Source organism: Granulibacter bethesdensis CGDNIH1 (genome assembly GCF_000014285.2).
In the GTDB taxonomy this organism is placed as follows: domain Bacteria; phylum Pseudomonadota; class Alphaproteobacteria; order Acetobacterales; family Acetobacteraceae; genus Granulibacter; species Granulibacter bethesdensis.
The window spans coordinates 1,804,609-1,820,851 of record NC_008343.2; the positions used below are offsets into that span (position 1 = coordinate 1,804,609).

At 58.3% G+C, this 16,243-nt stretch carries 10 protein-coding genes; 3 read left to right on the top strand and 7 right to left on the bottom strand.

Annotated elements, in window-relative coordinates; genetic code table 11:
- Nucleotides 1-365: 365 nt before the first annotated feature.
- The 4 genes from betA to ffh all read right to left on the bottom strand — a co-directional run bounded on the left by betA (nucleotide 366) and on the right by ffh (nucleotide 6,097).
- Complete coding sequence (betA, locus tag GBCGDNIH1_RS20550) at nucleotides 366-2,093, bottom strand: choline dehydrogenase (protein WP_011632309.1); 1,728 nt, start codon at nucleotides 2,091-2,093, stop codon at nucleotides 366-368.
- A gap of 18 nt (nucleotides 2,094-2,111) precedes the next feature.
- A complete protein-coding gene (gene betB / locus GBCGDNIH1_RS20555; protein ID WP_011632310.1) occupies nucleotides 2,112-3,629 on the bottom strand; it encodes a betaine-aldehyde dehydrogenase in 1,518 nt (505 codons plus the stop codon).
- Nucleotides 3,630-4,088: 459 nt separating this feature from the next.
- Entirely contained in the window at nucleotides 4,089-4,673 is a 585-nt protein-coding gene (gene betI, locus GBCGDNIH1_RS20560; RefSeq protein WP_011632311.1) for a transcriptional regulator BetI, read from the bottom strand.
- A gap of 56 nt (nucleotides 4,674-4,729) precedes the next feature.
- Nucleotides 4,730-6,097 (bottom strand): signal recognition particle protein, encoded by a 1,368-nt coding sequence (gene ffh, locus GBCGDNIH1_RS20565; RefSeq protein ID WP_011632312.1) that lies wholly within the window; start codon nucleotides 6,095-6,097, stop codon nucleotides 4,730-4,732.
- Between the two features lie 447 nt (nucleotides 6,098-6,544).
- Between ffh and GBCGDNIH1_RS20570 the strand changes: the two genes are divergently transcribed.
- Entirely contained in the window at nucleotides 6,545-8,137 is a 1,593-nt protein-coding gene (locus GBCGDNIH1_RS20570; protein ID WP_157692016.1) for a Hint domain-containing protein, read from the top strand.
- 40 nt (nucleotides 8,138-8,177) lie between these two features.
- Here the strand turns inward: GBCGDNIH1_RS20570 and GBCGDNIH1_RS20575 are convergent, their stop codons facing one another.
- From GBCGDNIH1_RS20575 to thrS, 3 genes are all read right to left on the bottom strand, one after another.
- Nucleotides 8,178-9,275 (bottom strand): alpha/beta hydrolase, encoded by a 1,098-nt coding sequence (locus GBCGDNIH1_RS20575; protein WP_050748449.1) that lies wholly within the window; start codon nucleotides 9,273-9,275, stop codon nucleotides 8,178-8,180.
- 144 nt (nucleotides 9,276-9,419) lie between these two features.
- A complete protein-coding gene (gene infC / locus GBCGDNIH1_RS20580) occupies nucleotides 9,420-9,941 on the bottom strand; it encodes a translation initiation factor IF-3 (RefSeq protein WP_011632315.1) in 522 nt (173 codons plus the stop codon).
- Nucleotides 9,942-10,141: 200 nt separating this feature from the next.
- Nucleotides 10,142-12,070: a threonine--tRNA ligase gene (gene thrS / locus GBCGDNIH1_RS20585; protein ID WP_011632316.1), complete on the bottom strand. Its 1,929-nt coding sequence runs from the start codon at nucleotides 12,068-12,070 to the stop codon at nucleotides 10,142-10,144.
- A gap of 277 nt (nucleotides 12,071-12,347) precedes the next feature.
- Here thrS and GBCGDNIH1_RS20595 point away from each other — a divergent pair, with 277 nt between their 5' ends.
- Entirely contained in the window at nucleotides 12,348-13,376 is a 1,029-nt protein-coding gene (locus GBCGDNIH1_RS20595; RefSeq protein WP_011632318.1) for a catalase family peroxidase, read from the top strand.
- A 152-nt stretch (nucleotides 13,377-13,528) separates the two neighbouring features.
- Nucleotides 13,529-16,126, top strand: coding sequence for a S8 family serine peptidase (locus GBCGDNIH1_RS20600; protein ID WP_011632319.1), 2,598 nt, complete (start codon nucleotides 13,529-13,531; stop codon nucleotides 16,124-16,126).
- The last annotated feature ends 117 nt before the right edge of the window (nucleotides 16,127-16,243 follow it).

Consider the following 16,243-nt stretch of genomic DNA (forward strand, 5'->3'; position numbering starts at 1 on the left):
ACTCTAGGAAAATAGACACAATGGTTGATTTCGGCCAGTTTTTTTCAATTTCAGATAATTTATAACAAAAAAACATTAATTTATATCTGAAATGAACTGTCCTTCAGATCGGTTGGCTCACAATTACGCTCTTCATGTCTCGATTATGGGGGAGAACATGCGCAAGGTGACAGTTTCTATCCCGGGCAGAGCCACGGACGCAGGCCTCGGTAACCCGTCAAAACAATAAAACCCTGCCGAAAACCGGCAGGGTTTTATCTTAAGTCAGCCAAGGAGGCTGGGTATTTCCAACGCCCCTTTCTGTATTGGCGATTGCTCCGGTCAACACCTCATCCAAACTGGCTTCGGCTGAGCAGGATATTCGGTCAGGAGACGTTTACATCATGCCCAAAGGCTCTCCGCGCACATGTTCCCCGTACGGGCGCACCATCTGCACGGTAATATGGCGCGTCGGAAGGCGGCAGGGGCGCACGGCCGCGAATACGGTCGGCGATTTTTTCCGCCATCATGATCGTCGGAGCATTCAGATTGCCGGTCGTGATCAGCGGCATGATCGAAGCATCAACCACGCGCAGCCCCTCCAGCCCATGCACGCGGCCCTCCGCATCCACCACCGCCGCATCATCCGTGCCCATTTTGCAGGAACAGGACGGATGATACGCCGTCTCCGCATGGCTGCGCACGAAGGCGTCCAGATCGGCATCGCTCGTCAACTCCACACCCGGGCTGAGTTCGCGGCCACGATATTGATCCAGCGCAGGCTGGGCCATGATCTCCCGCGTGATGCGGATGGCAGCGCGGAATTCGCGCCAGTCCTGCTCATGCGACATGTAGTTGAACAGGATGCTCGGATAGACTTCCGGATCGCGCGATACGATCTGCACACGGCCGCGGCTGGGCGAGCGCATTGAGCCGACATGAGCCTGAAACCCGTGCATCTGCACCGCATTGGTGCCGTTATAGCTGATCGCGACCGGCAGAAAGTGATACTGGATGTTCGGCCACGCGAAATCATCATGCGAGCGGATGAAGCCGCCTGCCTCGAAATGATTGCTTGCGCCGAGGCCCTTGCCGAGAAACATCCACTCCGCGCCGATCTTCGGCTGATTCCACCACAGCAGCGCAGGATAGAGTGAGACAGGCTCCAGACACTCATACTGCATGTACATCTCCAGATGATCCTGAAGATTGCTGCCGACACCTTCCATAATCTGCACCGGTGCAATATCGAGCGCCTTCAGCACGGAAGCCGGACCAACACCCGAGCGTTGCAAAATCGCCGGAGACGCAATCGCGCCGCCACACAGCAGAACCTCCTGCCTTGCATAAGCGATTTTGCTTTCTCCGCCATGCAGGAACGCTACCCCGATGGCGCGCTTGCCTGCGAACAGGATGCGGTCGGTCAACGCATGGGTCAGGATGGTCAGATTCTTCCGCTTCCGCGCCTGATCCAGATAACCCCGCGCCGTGGAGGCACGGCGGCCCTGTTTCGTGACCGTGCGATCCATCGGTCCGAAACCTTCCTGCTGATAGCCGTTCAGATCATCAGTGCGCGGATAGCCCGCCTGCACGCCGGCTTCCACCATTGCCTCGAACAGCGGGTTTGCTCCGCCGCCCGGTCTGCCGAGCTTCGATGTGATGACGGATACCGGGCCATCGCCGCCATGATAGTCATTGGGGCCGATATCCCGCGTCTCGGCCTTGCGGAAATAGGGCAGGCAATGAGCGTAGCTCCATTCCTCCAGCCCGTCCCGTTCCGCCCAGCCATCGTAATCCATCGCGTTGCCGCGAATATAGCACATGCCGTTGATCAGTGAGGAACCACCCAGTCCCTTGCCACGCCCGCATTCCATGCGGCGGTTATTCATGAACGGCTCCGGCTCCGTCTCGAACGCCCAGTTATAGCGGCGCCCCTGCAGCGGATAGGCCAGCGCCGCCGGCATCTGGGTACGGAAGTCGAAGCGGTAATCCGGGCCGCCTGCCTCCAGCAGCAGAACGCGCGTTCCGGCATCCTCGGTCAGGCGGGTGGCCAGCACATTGCCCGCCGAGCCTGCGCCGATCACGATGTAATCGTATTCCTGCAAATTGCTCATCGCGCTGTCCTGCCCTTTTCAAAAAACAGACTGGAAACCGCCGAGTTCAACCAGCACCGATTTGATGCGGGTATAATGGCCCAGCGTCATCAGCCCGTTCTCCCGCCCGACGCCGGATTGTTTATAACCGCCGACCGGCATCTCGGCCGGGGAGCCGCCCCATGTGTTGATCCAGCAGATGCCCGCCTCCAGCCGGTGAATGACGCGATGCGCCCGGCTGAGCGATTCCGTCACCACACCGGCCGCCAGACCGTATTCGGTGGCGTTGGCGCGGGTAATCACCTCCTCCTCATCGCGGAAAGACAGCAGGCTCAGCACCGGGCCGAAAATCTCCTCCCGCACGATGGACATGTCGTCCCGGCAATCTCCGAACACGGTGGGCAACACGTAGGCCCCGCGGGAGAATTCCGCCTCCTGCGGGGCTCCTCCCCCCGCCAGCAGGGTTGCGCCTTCCGCTACACCACGCGCAATGCAGGACAGCACCTTGTCACGATGCGGGAAGCTCGCCAGCGGGCCGAACACCGTTGCCGGGTCTTCCGGATGGCCAGGACGGATCTTTGCGACGCGTGCCAGCAACTTCTCCCGGAAGGCGGCCAACACGCTCTCCTGCACGAAAACGCGGGTGCCGTTGGTGCAGACCTGACCGGAAGAATAGAAATTCGCCATCACCGCAATATCGGCGGCCCGGTCCAGATCGGCATCCTCGAACACCAGCAGCGGGGATTTGCCGCCCAGCTCCATCGTCACTTCCTTGAGCGAAGACGATCCGGCCAGCGCCATGACCTTCTTTCCAGTCTCCACCCCGCCAGTGAAGGAGATTTTCTCGATCACCGGATGCGCCGTCAGCATCGCCCCGACATCACCGCGGCCCTGCACCACGTTGAACACGCCATCCGGCAGCCCGGCCTCGGTATAGATTTTCGCCAGTTCGATCACCGTCAACGGCGTGACCTCGCTGGGCTTGAAGATCATCGCATTGCCCGCCGCCAGGGCCGGAGCCGATTTCCACAGCGCGATCTGCACCGGGTAGTTCCATGCTCCGATCCCGGCCACCACGCCCAGCGGCTCCCGCCTTGTGTAAGCAAATTGGGTCGCGTTGAGCGGTATCTGCTCACCCTCGATCGCCTGTGCCAGCCCGGCGTAATATTCCAGCACATCCGCACCGGTCATGATGTCCACGGTGCTGGTTTCGCTGAATGGCTTGCCGGTATCTTTCGTTTCCAGCAATGCGAGCACGTCGTTTCGCGCACGCAGAATATCGACCGCCCGGCGCAGGATGCGCCCGCGCTCGATTCCCGTCATCGCCGCCCAGATGCGCTGTCCTTCCTGCGCACTGGCCACGGCGCGGGCAATGTCTGCTTCACGCGCGGCGGCGATGTGGGCCAGAATGCTGCCATCTGCCGGATTGACCGAGCTAAAAACCTCCCCCGTACCAGCCTCAACCTGGCCATGAATATACAATCCCGGCGTCAGGGAATCGGGAACATGAGCTTCCTGTAACGCAACCGGAGATAGGGAAGGAGAGGGAGTGGTCATGATCGGGATATCCTTGCACGCGTCTCAGCCGAGGTTGAAGCTTTGATTCTACAAGACTATTTACTTTAATTTGAACGTCCATTCAATAAAAATGCGCTCTTTTTCCCGATCCCAAATCAAAAGTAGGTTTGATTTATTGGTTATGAAATTTTAAGTTGACATAGAGGCTTCCTCCATGAAAAAAACAGTCATCTGATCAAGAATTAAATAGAACTACAGTTAAGATCGGATGGCTGAATTTGATCCTATACGTCTATTACTAGTACGCCTAATAATGACTCTGGGTTAATCACAGTCAAAATACTATTGCTATGTTAATGACTACAATGACGTATGGTGTGTCGGCATCTGAAGGCTGCCCAGGCATCCGGTTAGATGTTAAGCTCAAGATTATGGGCGTGACACACCATACTCTGTTTATCTGGCACCATCCTATTCTGGCATTCCATACACATTTTGTCACAAACGGGTGGTAAGTTTTTGATCTATATAATCAAAAGCCACATGAATATTTTCCTCATTAACTTTCCCGGCAAGAGTGGCCCGCAGCCATAATCCGTCAATCAGCGCCGCCAGTCCCAGTGCGGAATGATGCGCCTGCTCCATCGTCTGCACGCGCAGGAACTGGGTCCGCAACACACGATGGAGATACCATGCATTGATCTGCTGCAACCGCCGCAGATGCGGCTGATGCATGGAGGATGACCAGAAAGCCAGCCATGCCTTGGCCGCGGCGGTACTGGTCTGTGTGCCGTCAAAATTACCCTCGACAATGGCACGGAGAAGGGTACGCGGCGTATCATCCACAGCCGCTTTTCGTCTGGCCCGCATGGCTGCGAACAGATCCGCCAGAATCTGGCGCATCGCCGCCTCCAGCAAGGCTTCCTTGTCCTGAAAATAATGGGCGATGATGCCGGTCGAAACCCCTGCGATCCGGGCTATCCTGGCCACGGTCGTATCACTCAGACCCACCTCATCAATTGATTGCAGCGTGGCGCGGATCAGCTGGGCGCGACGGATTGGTTGCATGCCCACTTTAGGCATTATGTCCCTCTCCTGCTGCTCCCGCGCATGGGAACCATCCCATCACTGCGGGCCCATCACTGCGGGCGGTGCCGCTGGGCCATCAGAGCCTGCATGCCGTTGCGCATCAATCCTTTCTGACCCAGCTTGCTGAACTGCTTCATCATCTGACTCATATCATCGAACTGCTTCAGCAGACGGTTAACATCCTGTACCTGCACGCCAGCCCCGGCCGCAATGCGCTTTTTGCGGCTGGCTTTGATGATGTCAGGGCTGCGACGCTCCTTCACCGTCATGGAGCTGATGATCGCTGCCTGACGCTTCAGGATGGACGTATCAATATTGGCGTTCTCAATCTGCTGCTTGAATTTCCCCAGACCCGGCAACATCCCCATAATGGAGGAAAGGCTGCCCATCCGGGAAATCTGTTTCAGCTGTTTGGCGTAATCTTCCAGCGTGAAGCGCCCCTTGAGCATCTTCATCGCCATTTCCTCGGCCTCGGCCTCGTCGATGGTCTCGGCGGCCTTTTCGACCAGTCCGGCGACGTCGCCCAGGCCCAGAATACGGCCCGCCACACGCTCCGGATGGAAATCCTCCAGCGCATCCAGCTTCTCGCCAGAGCCGGTCAGCTTGATCGGTGCGCCGGTTACCGCCCGCATGGACAGGGCGGCACCGCCACGCGCATCGCCATCCATCCGCGTCATGACGATACCGGTCACGCCCACCGCCTCATTGAAGGCACGGGCCGTGTTGACCGCGTCCTGACCGGTCATGGCATCGACCACCAGCAGGGTTTCCGACGGGTTGGTCTCGGCGCGGATCGCCTTGACCTCCTCCATCAGCTCCTCGTCGATGGCGAGGCGGCCGGCGGTGTCGAGGATCACGATGTCATAGACCTCGCGCCGTCCTGTCTCCATGGCGCGGCGGGCGATCTCCACCGGGGTCTGGCCCTGGATGATCGGCAGGGAGGCAACCCCGGCCTGCTCCGCAAGCTGCTGCAACTGAAGCTGGGCTGCCGGACGCTGGGTATCCAGGCTGGCCAGCAACACGCGCCGCCGTTCCTTTTTCGCCAGACGCAGCGCCAGCTTGCCGCTGGTGGTGGTCTTGCCAGAGCCTTGCAAACCAACCATCAGCACCGGCACGGGCGCCACAGCATTCAGGTTCAGCGGCACTGCCCCGGCACCACCCAGCTGTTCGATCAGCGCATCATGTACGATCTTCATCACCTGCTGACCAGGTGCCACGCTGTCGATGACTTCCGCGCCTGCCGCACGCTCCCTGACCGAGGCGATGAAGTCTTTCACCACCGGCAGTGCGACGTCGGCATCCAGCATGGCCAGCCGCACTTCGCGCAGTGCCTCCGCCACATCGGCTTCGTTCAGCGCGCCACGACCACGCAGCTTGTCGAAAACGCCGGTGAGCTTGCCCGAAAGTGTGTCGAACATAACGCAAACCCTTGATCCATCAGAAGGATGGGGTGTGCGGCCCGGGAAGGCAGAATGTCAAGCACGTTCACCCCCCGGCGAGGATACAGGCTGAACCACAAGACAAACGCAACATCACCTTTAAAAAAATTTCCCCTATTTAAATAAACACATCAGTTATATATAATTAATCAATAGCTTAAATGTTGACAAAGTCAAAATATTCCATAAAATTAACTATCATTTTAATTTTGAAATTTCTAATAGACAGCCATTCATTTTTAAAAGTTTAAAATTATGCTGGCATGGATCGGATCGGATCTGTCCAATAATAACTGGAACACAGGCAAAAACTGGCAAGGAGGCAGCCCTCCCTGCTCTTATCAAAGTGCTGCATTTCAGAATGGAGCCACCGTTTTTCTCTCGAATAACCATAATATCGAAGGTCTTTTGATCTCCGGGACTGTTATGATGACTTCTGACGGGCATACTCTTTACAATGACAATGCCCGGCTGACATTGGAAGGCGGATCAGTTCTGGTGCTGGATAACGTCCATCTGGTCACACAGACGACAACCATTTCCTCCGGTCAGGCCACCATCCGGCTTCAGGGTGCCCAACTGGAAATTGAGTGTGGCAGCTATATGCCGGCCACGCTGGATTTTCAGGATCGCCATAATGCGGATGGCAGCGTTTCCGGCAGTACGGTGATGATCAGTTACGACGGCGCGAAAGCGAATATGTTCGCGTCGATCACCAACCTGACCACCCGTGATGCCATCATGTTGACCAACGCGTCCACACACGGCTCCCGGATCTATCTTCAAGCCAACGGGGATGGAAGCTACTCCCTGATAGAGCAAGTGCCGGAATGGGGTGGACAGACCTCCATCCTGTGCAGGCACGTGACACTCGCCGCAGGGCTGACCGCCAGTGATTTCACCTCTCTCAACCAGAACGGGATACTGGCGCTGGTCTGCTTCCTGGGCGGCAGCATGATCAGCACACCGGAAGGCGAAAAACCGGTCGAAACCATCTGCCCGGGCCACACCATTCTCGCTTTCGAAAACAGCCAGTCTGTTGCACGGAAAGTCATCTGGTCAGGCGTTGCAACCGCACATGTGAATCAGGATCTGCCCGCTGACCAGGCCGGATATCCGGTGCGGATCAGAAAAGACGCTGTCAGCGATCATGTGCCGTATAAGGATATGCTGATCACACCCGATCACTGCCTGTATCTGGACGGTTATTTCATCCCGGCCCGCCTGCTGGTGAACGGACGTACGATTTTTTATGATCGTTCTTTTACATCCTATCAATGTTATCATATCGAAACAGAAAAACATGCGATCATCACCGCAGACGGGGTTCTGACAGAAACCTATCTGGATACCGGCAATCGCAGACAGTTCAGCCCCCTCAGCACAGAGCAGACCAGCGGGAACGTCACCTTGTTCGGAGGCCGGAAATCGAACTGGGCCGAGGATGCCGCTGCAAAACTGGCCGTGACACCCGATCTCGTGGAGCCGGTGTTCCGCCGTATTGAGGCCCGCGCCAACGAATTTGCTCCGCCGGCCCGCCCCTCTACGACCACAGAGCGGCAGTTGCAGATCAAGACACAAGATGGCCAGATGCTCCGCCAGGTAAGGGAAATCAATGGCAGGGTGCTGTTTATGGTTCCTGCCGGGGTGAATGCCGTGCGTATTCTCTCCAACGCCTCCCGTCCCTGTGACGTAACGGGGCCATTTCTGGATGATCGCCGCAACCTGGGTGTGTTGATCGGCGAAGCAGTCCTGTATGATTCAGGGATGACCCACACCCTGAACGCCCATCTGGAGCACGAAGGGCTGGAGGGATGGCATAATCCCCCTCCCTATGAGGCCTCTACCGGGGCATGCTCCGGCCAACGCTGGACCAACGGCAATGCGCTGCTGCCGCTTGGGAAACGTCAGGATGGGGCGATTGGTCTGTTATCATTACAGGTGCTGGCCGGAGGCCCCTATATCATCGCAACACCGGCTGATGAAGACAGGCTAATCAATATTACCGGAACAGCCTGACCACGCAGAGATCAGGACGGTCAGGAAGCGACCATACGCGCTACTGGCCATGTGATACTGGCCATGTGAAATCCGGAATCGCCTGAGGGGCGGCCAGCAGATGCTCGGCCGCCCGTGCGGCCCTTTCGTATTCTATCTCCTCGGCTGATCGCGTGTCATACCAGGCCCATTGCGCCATGCGATAACGGGCCGCCTCCGCCAGTTCGGCATCCTCATGACTGCGCCAGAGCTGCATCAGTCGGTCTGCTTCCTGATGGTTGCCACCGGCACGGGCGATCTCCCCCGCCACGACATCCTGCGCGAAGGCATCGTCCGGAGCCAGTGCTCTGGCCCGATCGAGCGCGGCCGAGGCCGCTTTCAGCCAGCATTTCGTACAAAGACCACGCGCCAGTTCCAGCCAGAAAACCGGACTTTTCCGCCGCCCCTGCCGGAAAGCCCGACGAAAAGCCGCACGGTCAAATCGGCCCAGCACGAGATTCATCGCCAGCATCGGCAGCACCCTCGCCTGCTGAAGCGCGCGGAACATGTGATGCCCGCAGAACCGCAATGGCAGCGGGGTCAGGTCATGATACATCAGGATGGCCCGCACATGCGGCCGGTCCTCGCTATCCGGGTCGTAAATAATAGTACCGCGCTGCAACCGACCGATCAGCCGCATCCGGTCCTGACGAAAAGCAATCCCTTCCGCCTCCCGCCGCCAACGCCAGTCCTGCGGCATCAGCGCCGGATCAATGGAGAATTGGGGGGCCACCGCCACCAGATCATCCAGCGCCAGACTTTCCGCGAAATTGATGGCCGCATAGCCGCCCATGCTGCCGCCATATCCGACCCGGCGTCGCCCCTTCGTTTCTGCCAGCACGGCGTCGATCAGTTCAGTCATCTCATCCTGCTGATACCAGTCATTGGCAGCCGGTTTAATGGCGATGACATCCAGCCCGCGATGCGTAAAGAAAGTCTCTCCGGTGACGGGGGCCTCCATATCCGGCTGTGGCAACCAGGTTTCGAAAAACACAACGACCGGCCCATCCGGTACCAGCGCCTCCGCATCGGCAGACAGAAAACGGGCCAGATAATGCGCACCGCGGAAAATCTCCCGGGCACTCCGATCCAATGAGGAAGCAGAAGAAGGCTGTGTCATACGGCGATCATTGCCAAAGCCCCGATCCGGCGCAAGGCATGGCGCAAAGGATAGACACAAGTTATCCCCTCAACGCAGAACGCCCCCGGAAGAAAATCTTCCAGGGGCGTTACGCATCCATCACATCACGTCGAACCGGATGGCTCAGCGCGGCGCGAGCACCATAACCATCTGCCGGTTTTCCATTTTCGGCATCTGCTCGACCTTGGTTTCCGCGTCCAGCTCCTCACGGATACGCTGGAGCACGCGGGCACCGAGTTCCTGATGCGCCATTTCGCGACCGCGGAACCGAAGCGTCACCTTCACCTTGTCGCCTTCCGAGATAAAGCTGCGCATCGCCCGCATCTTCACCTGGTAGTCGTTTTCATCGATGTTGGGACGGACCTTGATTTCCTTGATCTCGATGACTTTCTGGCGCTTGCGGGCCTCGTTTTTCTTTTTCTGCTGTTCATATTTGAACTTGCCGTAGTCGAGGATCTTGACGACCGGCGGCTCGGCGTTCGGACTGATTTCCAGCAGATCGAGACCAACAGCATAGGCGCGGATCAGCGCGTCACGCGCGCTCATCACACCTTGCATCTCTCCATCCTGATCGATGAGGCGGACCTGCGGAACGCGGATTTCCTCATTTACACGGGGCCCGTCGCGATTAGGCGGTGCGGGCAAGGGCGGCCTGGCTATGGATCTCTCCTGTATCTGTTATCACGAATGCCCCGCCGCCATGGCTGCCTGGAAAGCGACCGAAAGCAGACGGGATTTTGCAATGGCTCTATTTGCCCCTCAACCCGCCGATGATCAAGGGCAAAGACGGGAATGACTGCCCAGCCCCTGCATCAGGACGACGATACTGCTTCCCTGACCTGGTCTTACTGCCGCAGATCGGGCGGCGTCGCCTCCGTAGCGAGGGCTGAGATTGCCTCGTCCAGCGCCATCACCTGCTGCTCCTGAGAACCGAGACGACGCAGCGCCACCTGACGCTGTTCGGCTTCACGCCGTCCCACCACCAGAATCACCGGCACATGGGCCAGGCTGTGTTCACGAATCTTGGCATTGATCTTCTCGTTGCGCAGATCGGCCTCGGCCCAGGTGACGCCGGCGCGTTTCAGGGCCGTCACCACCTCCATCGCATACGCGTTCGCGTCGGAGACGATCGGTGCCACCACCACCGGCACCGGTGCCAGCCAAAGAGGGAAGCGGCCCGCATATTGCTCGATCAGAATGCCGATGAAACGCTCGAAACTGCCCAGAATGGCCCGGTGCAGCATCACGGGGCGGCGGCGGGCGCCATCCTCGGCCACATATTCCGCGTTCAGACGCTCCGGCAGCACGTAATCCACCTGCAACGTGCCGCACTGCCAGTCCCGCCCGATGGCATCGCGCAGTACGAATTCCAGCTTCGGGCCATAGAACGCCCCCTCGCCCGGGTTCAGTTCGTATTCCACCCCGGCCAGACGGCAGGCTTCACGCAACTCGTGCTCGGCACGATCCCAGTCTTCATCCTTACCGGCGCGGCTCTCGGGACGATCGGCGAACTTCACGCGGAAACTGTCGAAGCCGAGGTCACGGTACACCGAGGCCAGCATCGCCACGAAATCCGCGGTTTCCTTGGCAATCTGCTCCGGCATGCAGAAAATATGCGCGTCGTCCTGTGTGAAGGAACGCACCCGCATGATCCCGTGCAGCGCACCGGACGGTTCGTAACGATGGCAGGCCCCGAATTCCGCCATCCGCAATGGCAGTTCCTTATAGCTGCGCAGACCGTGACGGAAAATCTGCACATGGCACGGGCAGTTCATCGGCTTCAGGGCGAGGGTCTTTTCCTCATCCTCTACGGTGGCGATGAACATATGCTCCCGGTATTTGTCCCAGTGGCCCGAGTCTTCCCACAGGCTGCGATCAACCAGTTGCGGCGTGCGGACTTCCTCATACCCCGCCTCGATCTGACGGCGGCGCATATAGTTTTCCAGCGCCCGATAAAGCCGCCAGCCTTTCTTGTGCCAGAAGATGGAGCCGACGGCCTCTTCCTGGATATGGAACAGATCCATCTCCTTACCCAGCCGGCGATGGTCGCGACGTTCGGCTTCCTCCAGTTGATGCAGATAGGCATCCAGCTCCTTCTGATCGCGCCATGCGGTGCCGTAGATGCGGCTGAGCATCGCGTTGCGGTGATCGCCACGCCAGTACGCACCCGCCACCTTCATCAGACGGAAAGCCGGACCGATATCCCCGGTGCTGCGCATATGCGGGCCACGACACAGATCCAGCCACTCGCCCTGACGATACACCGTGATCGTCTCGGTATCCGGCAGATCCTGAATCAATTGGGCCTTGTATTTTTCACCCTTGTCCTGAAAGAAACGGATCGCATCCTGACGGTCCCACACCTCGCGTTCAAACGGAGCGTTGCGGGCGATGATCTCCCGCATTTTCGCTTCGATCGCAGGCAGGTCTTCCGGCGTGAACGGCTCGTTGCGGGCGAAATCGTAGTAGAAACCGTTCTCGATCGACGGGCCGATGGTTACCTGCGTGCCGGGGAACAGCTCCTGCACCGCCTCCGCCAGCACATGGGCGGCATCGTGGCGGATCATCTCCAGCGCGGCCTCGTCCTTACGAGTGACGAACACCACCTGCGCATCAGCCGCGATGGCGCGGGACAGGTCCATCATCCGGCCGTCCACCTTCATTGCCAGAGCCGCGCGCGCCAGACCGGGACCGATATCGGCCGCGATCGTAGTGCCCGTCACCGGCGCATCATAGTGGCGCACGGAGCCGTCGGGCAGGGTGATCGCTGGCATGATATACGGTATCCTGATGATAAAAAGTGAAGGCGCTGCACCTAAACGCAGCCGAACCGATTGTCCACCGCCATGGGGTCAGACCTGCCCTCCTTCTCCCCCTCCCCTCATCTTTTCCTTTGACAGCAATGCGGGAGAAAGGGAGCAAGACAGCACCGGGAAAGCATGATTATCCTCAGCCTGTGAGGGTCGTATCTGCTGCCTTTTCTTTCCCTCAGCCGCCCCGAAAACACCCGGATCAACCGGGATACCATCCATCATAAGGGTTTCCTCCCCCATGTCGTACCCTGTGTCTCACCATCATACTCGACCGCCTTATATCCGGGCTGCCGCTGCCGGGCTGTTGCTTGCGGCTGCTTTCTCCCTGTCTTCCACCGGCCCCGCCATAGCGGAGGATGGAGCCTCCACGCCGGAGCAGATCGTGAATGTCATGAATACCATGTGGGGCAAGCAGACCCCCGGCCAACGGGCCAATCATGCCAAGGGCCTGCTGGCGGAAGGCACGTTCACCCCCAGCCCTGATGCGAAAAAGCTCAGCCGGGCAGGCATTTTCGCCGGCAAGACCATTCCCGTCACCGTACGCTTCTCAGACGCCACCGGCCTGCCTCATATCGCCGACGTCTCGCCGAATGCCAATCCGCACGGCATGGCCATCCGATTTCACGACAAGGGTCATACAGATGTCGATGTGATCACCAATTCCCTGCCCTTTTTCCCGGTCCGCACGCCGGAAGAATTTCTTCAATTGCTGACCGCGATTTCGAAGAGCAAGGATGCACCTCATCCGACCCCGGCCGAGCAGTTCATCGCCACCCACCCCACCGTGGCCGGAGCAGTCGGCGCCCTCAAAACCCCGTCCAGCTTTGCGAGGGAAACATACAACGGTATCAACACCTTCATTTTCACCGATAGCGATGGCAAGAAACATCCATTCCGATTCAAAATCTCCCCGATCAGCGGCGCCCATCATCTGACGCAGCAGGAAGCCGAGAAACAGAAGCCGGATTTTCTGGTGGATGAGCTGCCGACGCGACTGAAAAAAGGCCCTGTCAAATTCGCCCTCTATGCCGTTCTGGCTGAAAAAGACGACGCGATCGACGATGGGTCAAAGCCCTTCCCCGCAGATCGCCGCCAGGTCCAGCTCGGCACGATCTCCATCAAAAACATCCCCGAGGATGCTGACAAACAGGCGGCCTCCATCCTGTTCCTGCCCGGCAATCTGGAAACCGGGATCGAAGCCTCCGCGGATCCGCTGATCGACGCGCGGAATGCCGCCTATGCGGTGTCCTTCTCACGTCGGCAGTAAGCAATACATCAGGAGAAGCAGTGCACGAAAACCACAGCGTGCACTGCTTCTCAGCCAAAAACCATTCTTTCATCATACTGCCATTGAAGAATAAAGCGAAATAATACAAATATAATTATATAATTTTTCTTTTTTAAGCCTAAGGTTAATCAATGCCTTTTTCCGGCCTGCCGAATGATCCGCTGTTTCAGTATCAATGGTATCTGCAAAATACCGGACAGGCAGGGGGCACACCCGGGATCGATATTGATGTCACGCCGCTATGGTCCCTCTACACTGGCAAAGGGGTTCGTGTCGGTGTCATCGATGTCGGAACCCAGCTCGATCATCCCGATCTGGTCCAAAATATCGACCCGACCGCTACGTGGGATGCCGCACAGGACAAACCGGGCGGTGGCCCGACCATTGCCGCGGAAAATCATGGCACTGCCGTCGCCGGTCTGATTGCCGCCGCCGCAAATAACGGGATTGGCGGAGTGGGAGTTGCCCCCGATGCCACGCTCGGCATCTATCACGAGGCAGAGGGAACAGTTCCCTATCCGGTCAATCCGCAGGAATTCTCGATTGCCTTCACGCATGCGCTGAACGACCGGATGGATGTGGTCAATGCCAGCTGGGGGGTCGGAACCCCGTTCGCGCCCTTCATGTCCGGGCTTCAGACACTGGCACAGCAGGGCCGCAACGGACTTGGCACCGTGATCGTGATGTCCAGCGGCGACAGCCGCGGCAGAGGCTCCAACGCCATCATGAACGCCACCAAGAATTCCCAATACGTGATCGCGGTCGGTGCCATCGACAATACCGGCGTCGTCGCCAGATATAGCACGCCTGGCGCCAGCCTGCTGATCACCGCGCCGGGCGGCTCTGCCACCAATCCCTCTGCCTCTACACCCGGTTCAGACATCGTCTCCACCGATCGCACCGGTTCTGATGGGTATAACACCCTTGCCGGTGCTGCCGGAGATTATGTCTATAATTTCAACGGTACCTCTGCCTCCGCGCCGATTGTATCAGGCATCGTGGCCCTGATGCTTCAGGCCAATCCCAACCTGAATTATCGTGATGTACAGCAGATTCTTGCCCAATCCGCACGCATCACCGATGCAGGCTCCGTCAAATGGTTCCAGACGCATTCGGCAGACTGGAATGGAGGAGGCCGTTTCTACAACGCCGATTACGGATTTGGTCTGGTCGATGCCCGCGCCGCTGTGCATCTGGCAGAAAGCTATCGGGGCCGCAGCGTCACCGGAACCGAGCAGACACTGACCGCTGCCTATCAGCCTGCAAGCCCGGTCGATATTGCACTCGATCCATCGGGTACAGCACCGACACGGATCAGCTTTACCATCAATAACGCCATTTCTGTTGAGCATATCAGCCTGAATCTGAACATGAATGTGCCGGATTCAGGCAATCTCCGCCTCGGTCTGACCTCGCCAGCCGGCACCACCGCGTTTCTGTTGGTGAACATTGCCGATATGCAGAATGTTCCTTGGAAACAAGGCGGTTTCACGCTGACCTCGCCCATATTCCAGGGAGAGCATGCGCAAGGCACCTGGACAATGAGCATCTGGGACAATGCCCATTTCTCAACCCCCACGACGCCCGATACGCTGACCAGTGCGACACTGAGTGTAACAGGATCGCAGCCTGCCAGCCATGACATTGTCTACACGAATGACTTTCCGACTTTGGCCAGCCAGAGTGCAACCCGGCTGACCTTATCCAGCACGCAGCCAAACCCGGTTTTCAACGCCTCTGCTGTAAGCCTGCCGGTCAGCATCAGCATTCCCGTGCAGCGCTTTTCCATTGGGGGGACTTCGGCCTCCATCGCGCCTGCGACCACCTTGTCGGCACTTTATACTGGCGATGGCAATGATACGCTGGTCGGTGGCAGCAGCGCCATGACCTTCAATCCCGGCTATGGCGATAATACGGTTCTGCTCGGCAATGCCAACAACATCGTCAACTCGGAGGGCAACGACACCATCACCGCAACACAGGGTGCGGCAACTGTGCGGGCCTCCGGTAATGCTATGGTATTCAACAATGCCGCCCAGCTGAATTTCGTCAGTTCTGCCGGAGCCAGCACCGTCATCGGTGGCAGCGGAGCCATGAACGTCAATGGTGGAGCCGGCAAGCTCACCGTGTTCGGCGGCACCGGCGCCGATACCATCATCGGCAGCAGTACAGGTGGTAATCAGTTGATCGCCAATGGCGCAGGCAGCGCTGTGTTCGCCAACGGGAATGGCAACATACTGCTTGGCAGCCAAACGGGTGCCGTGACGCTCGCAACGCAGGGGGCCAATAACACCGTGTTCGGGGGCATTGGCGGCGGCACCATCCTCAGCAACGGCACCAATGATCTGGTGGTAATGGATCAGGGCGCCACCACCCTGTTCGGTGGACAGAATGCCGCCATCTTCACCAACAGCGCCAATGCCAATATCGTCGGCGAAACAGGTTCCTATGCCGTCGGCTTCGGCAGCGGCACCAGCAACGCATGGGCCAGCGCCTCCACCGATCTGTTCCTCTTCGCCAACGGACAGGCCGGGGGCAATGTCACCATCAGCAATTTCCAGGGCGGGAAAGATTTCATCCAATTGCAGGGATATGGCGATAACGTGGTGCAGACCGTCCTCGCCGGTGCCCAGCAGACCGCATCCGGCCTGTCCCTGACGCTCAGTGATAATACCCACATCACCCTGCTCGGTGTCACCAGCCTCAATCAATACAGCTTTATGACCTGAAAAACTTACCCTCGCGGAATAACCAACAGGCGGTGCACCAGCCGGGCACCGCCTTTTTTGTCATTAAAAATATATTTTATGCTTTTTAGGCTTTTTGCAGGGAACCCATCCCGGCAG

Excerpts from the sequence above, each read along its gene's own strand:
- betA (WP_011632309.1), bottom strand. The coding sequence starts at position 2,093 with ATGAGCAATTTGCAGGAATACGATTACATCGTGATCGGCGCAGGCTCG.
- betB (WP_011632310.1), bottom strand. The coding sequence starts at position 3,629 with ATGACCACTCCCTCTCCTTCCCTATCTCCGGTTGCGTTACAGGAAGCT.
- betI (WP_011632311.1), bottom strand. The coding sequence starts at position 4,673 with ATGCCTAAAGTGGGCATGCAACCAATCCGTCGCGCCCAGCTGATCCGC.
- ffh (WP_011632312.1), bottom strand. The coding sequence starts at position 6,097 with ATGTTCGACACACTTTCGGGCAAGCTCACCGGCGTTTTCGACAAGCTG.
- GBCGDNIH1_RS20570 (WP_157692016.1), top strand. The coding sequence starts at position 6,545 with ATGATGACTTCTGACGGGCATACTCTTTACAATGACAATGCCCGGCTG.
- GBCGDNIH1_RS20575 (WP_050748449.1), bottom strand. The coding sequence starts at position 9,275 with ATGACACAGCCTTCTTCTGCTTCCTCATTGGATCGGAGTGCCCGGGAG.
- thrS (WP_011632316.1), bottom strand. The coding sequence starts at position 12,070 with ATGCCAGCGATCACCCTGCCCGACGGCTCCGTGCGCCACTATGATGCG.
- GBCGDNIH1_RS20595 (WP_011632318.1), top strand. The coding sequence starts at position 12,348 with ATGTCGTACCCTGTGTCTCACCATCATACTCGACCGCCTTATATCCGG.
- GBCGDNIH1_RS20600 (WP_011632319.1), top strand. The coding sequence starts at position 13,529 with ATGCCTTTTTCCGGCCTGCCGAATGATCCGCTGTTTCAGTATCAATGG.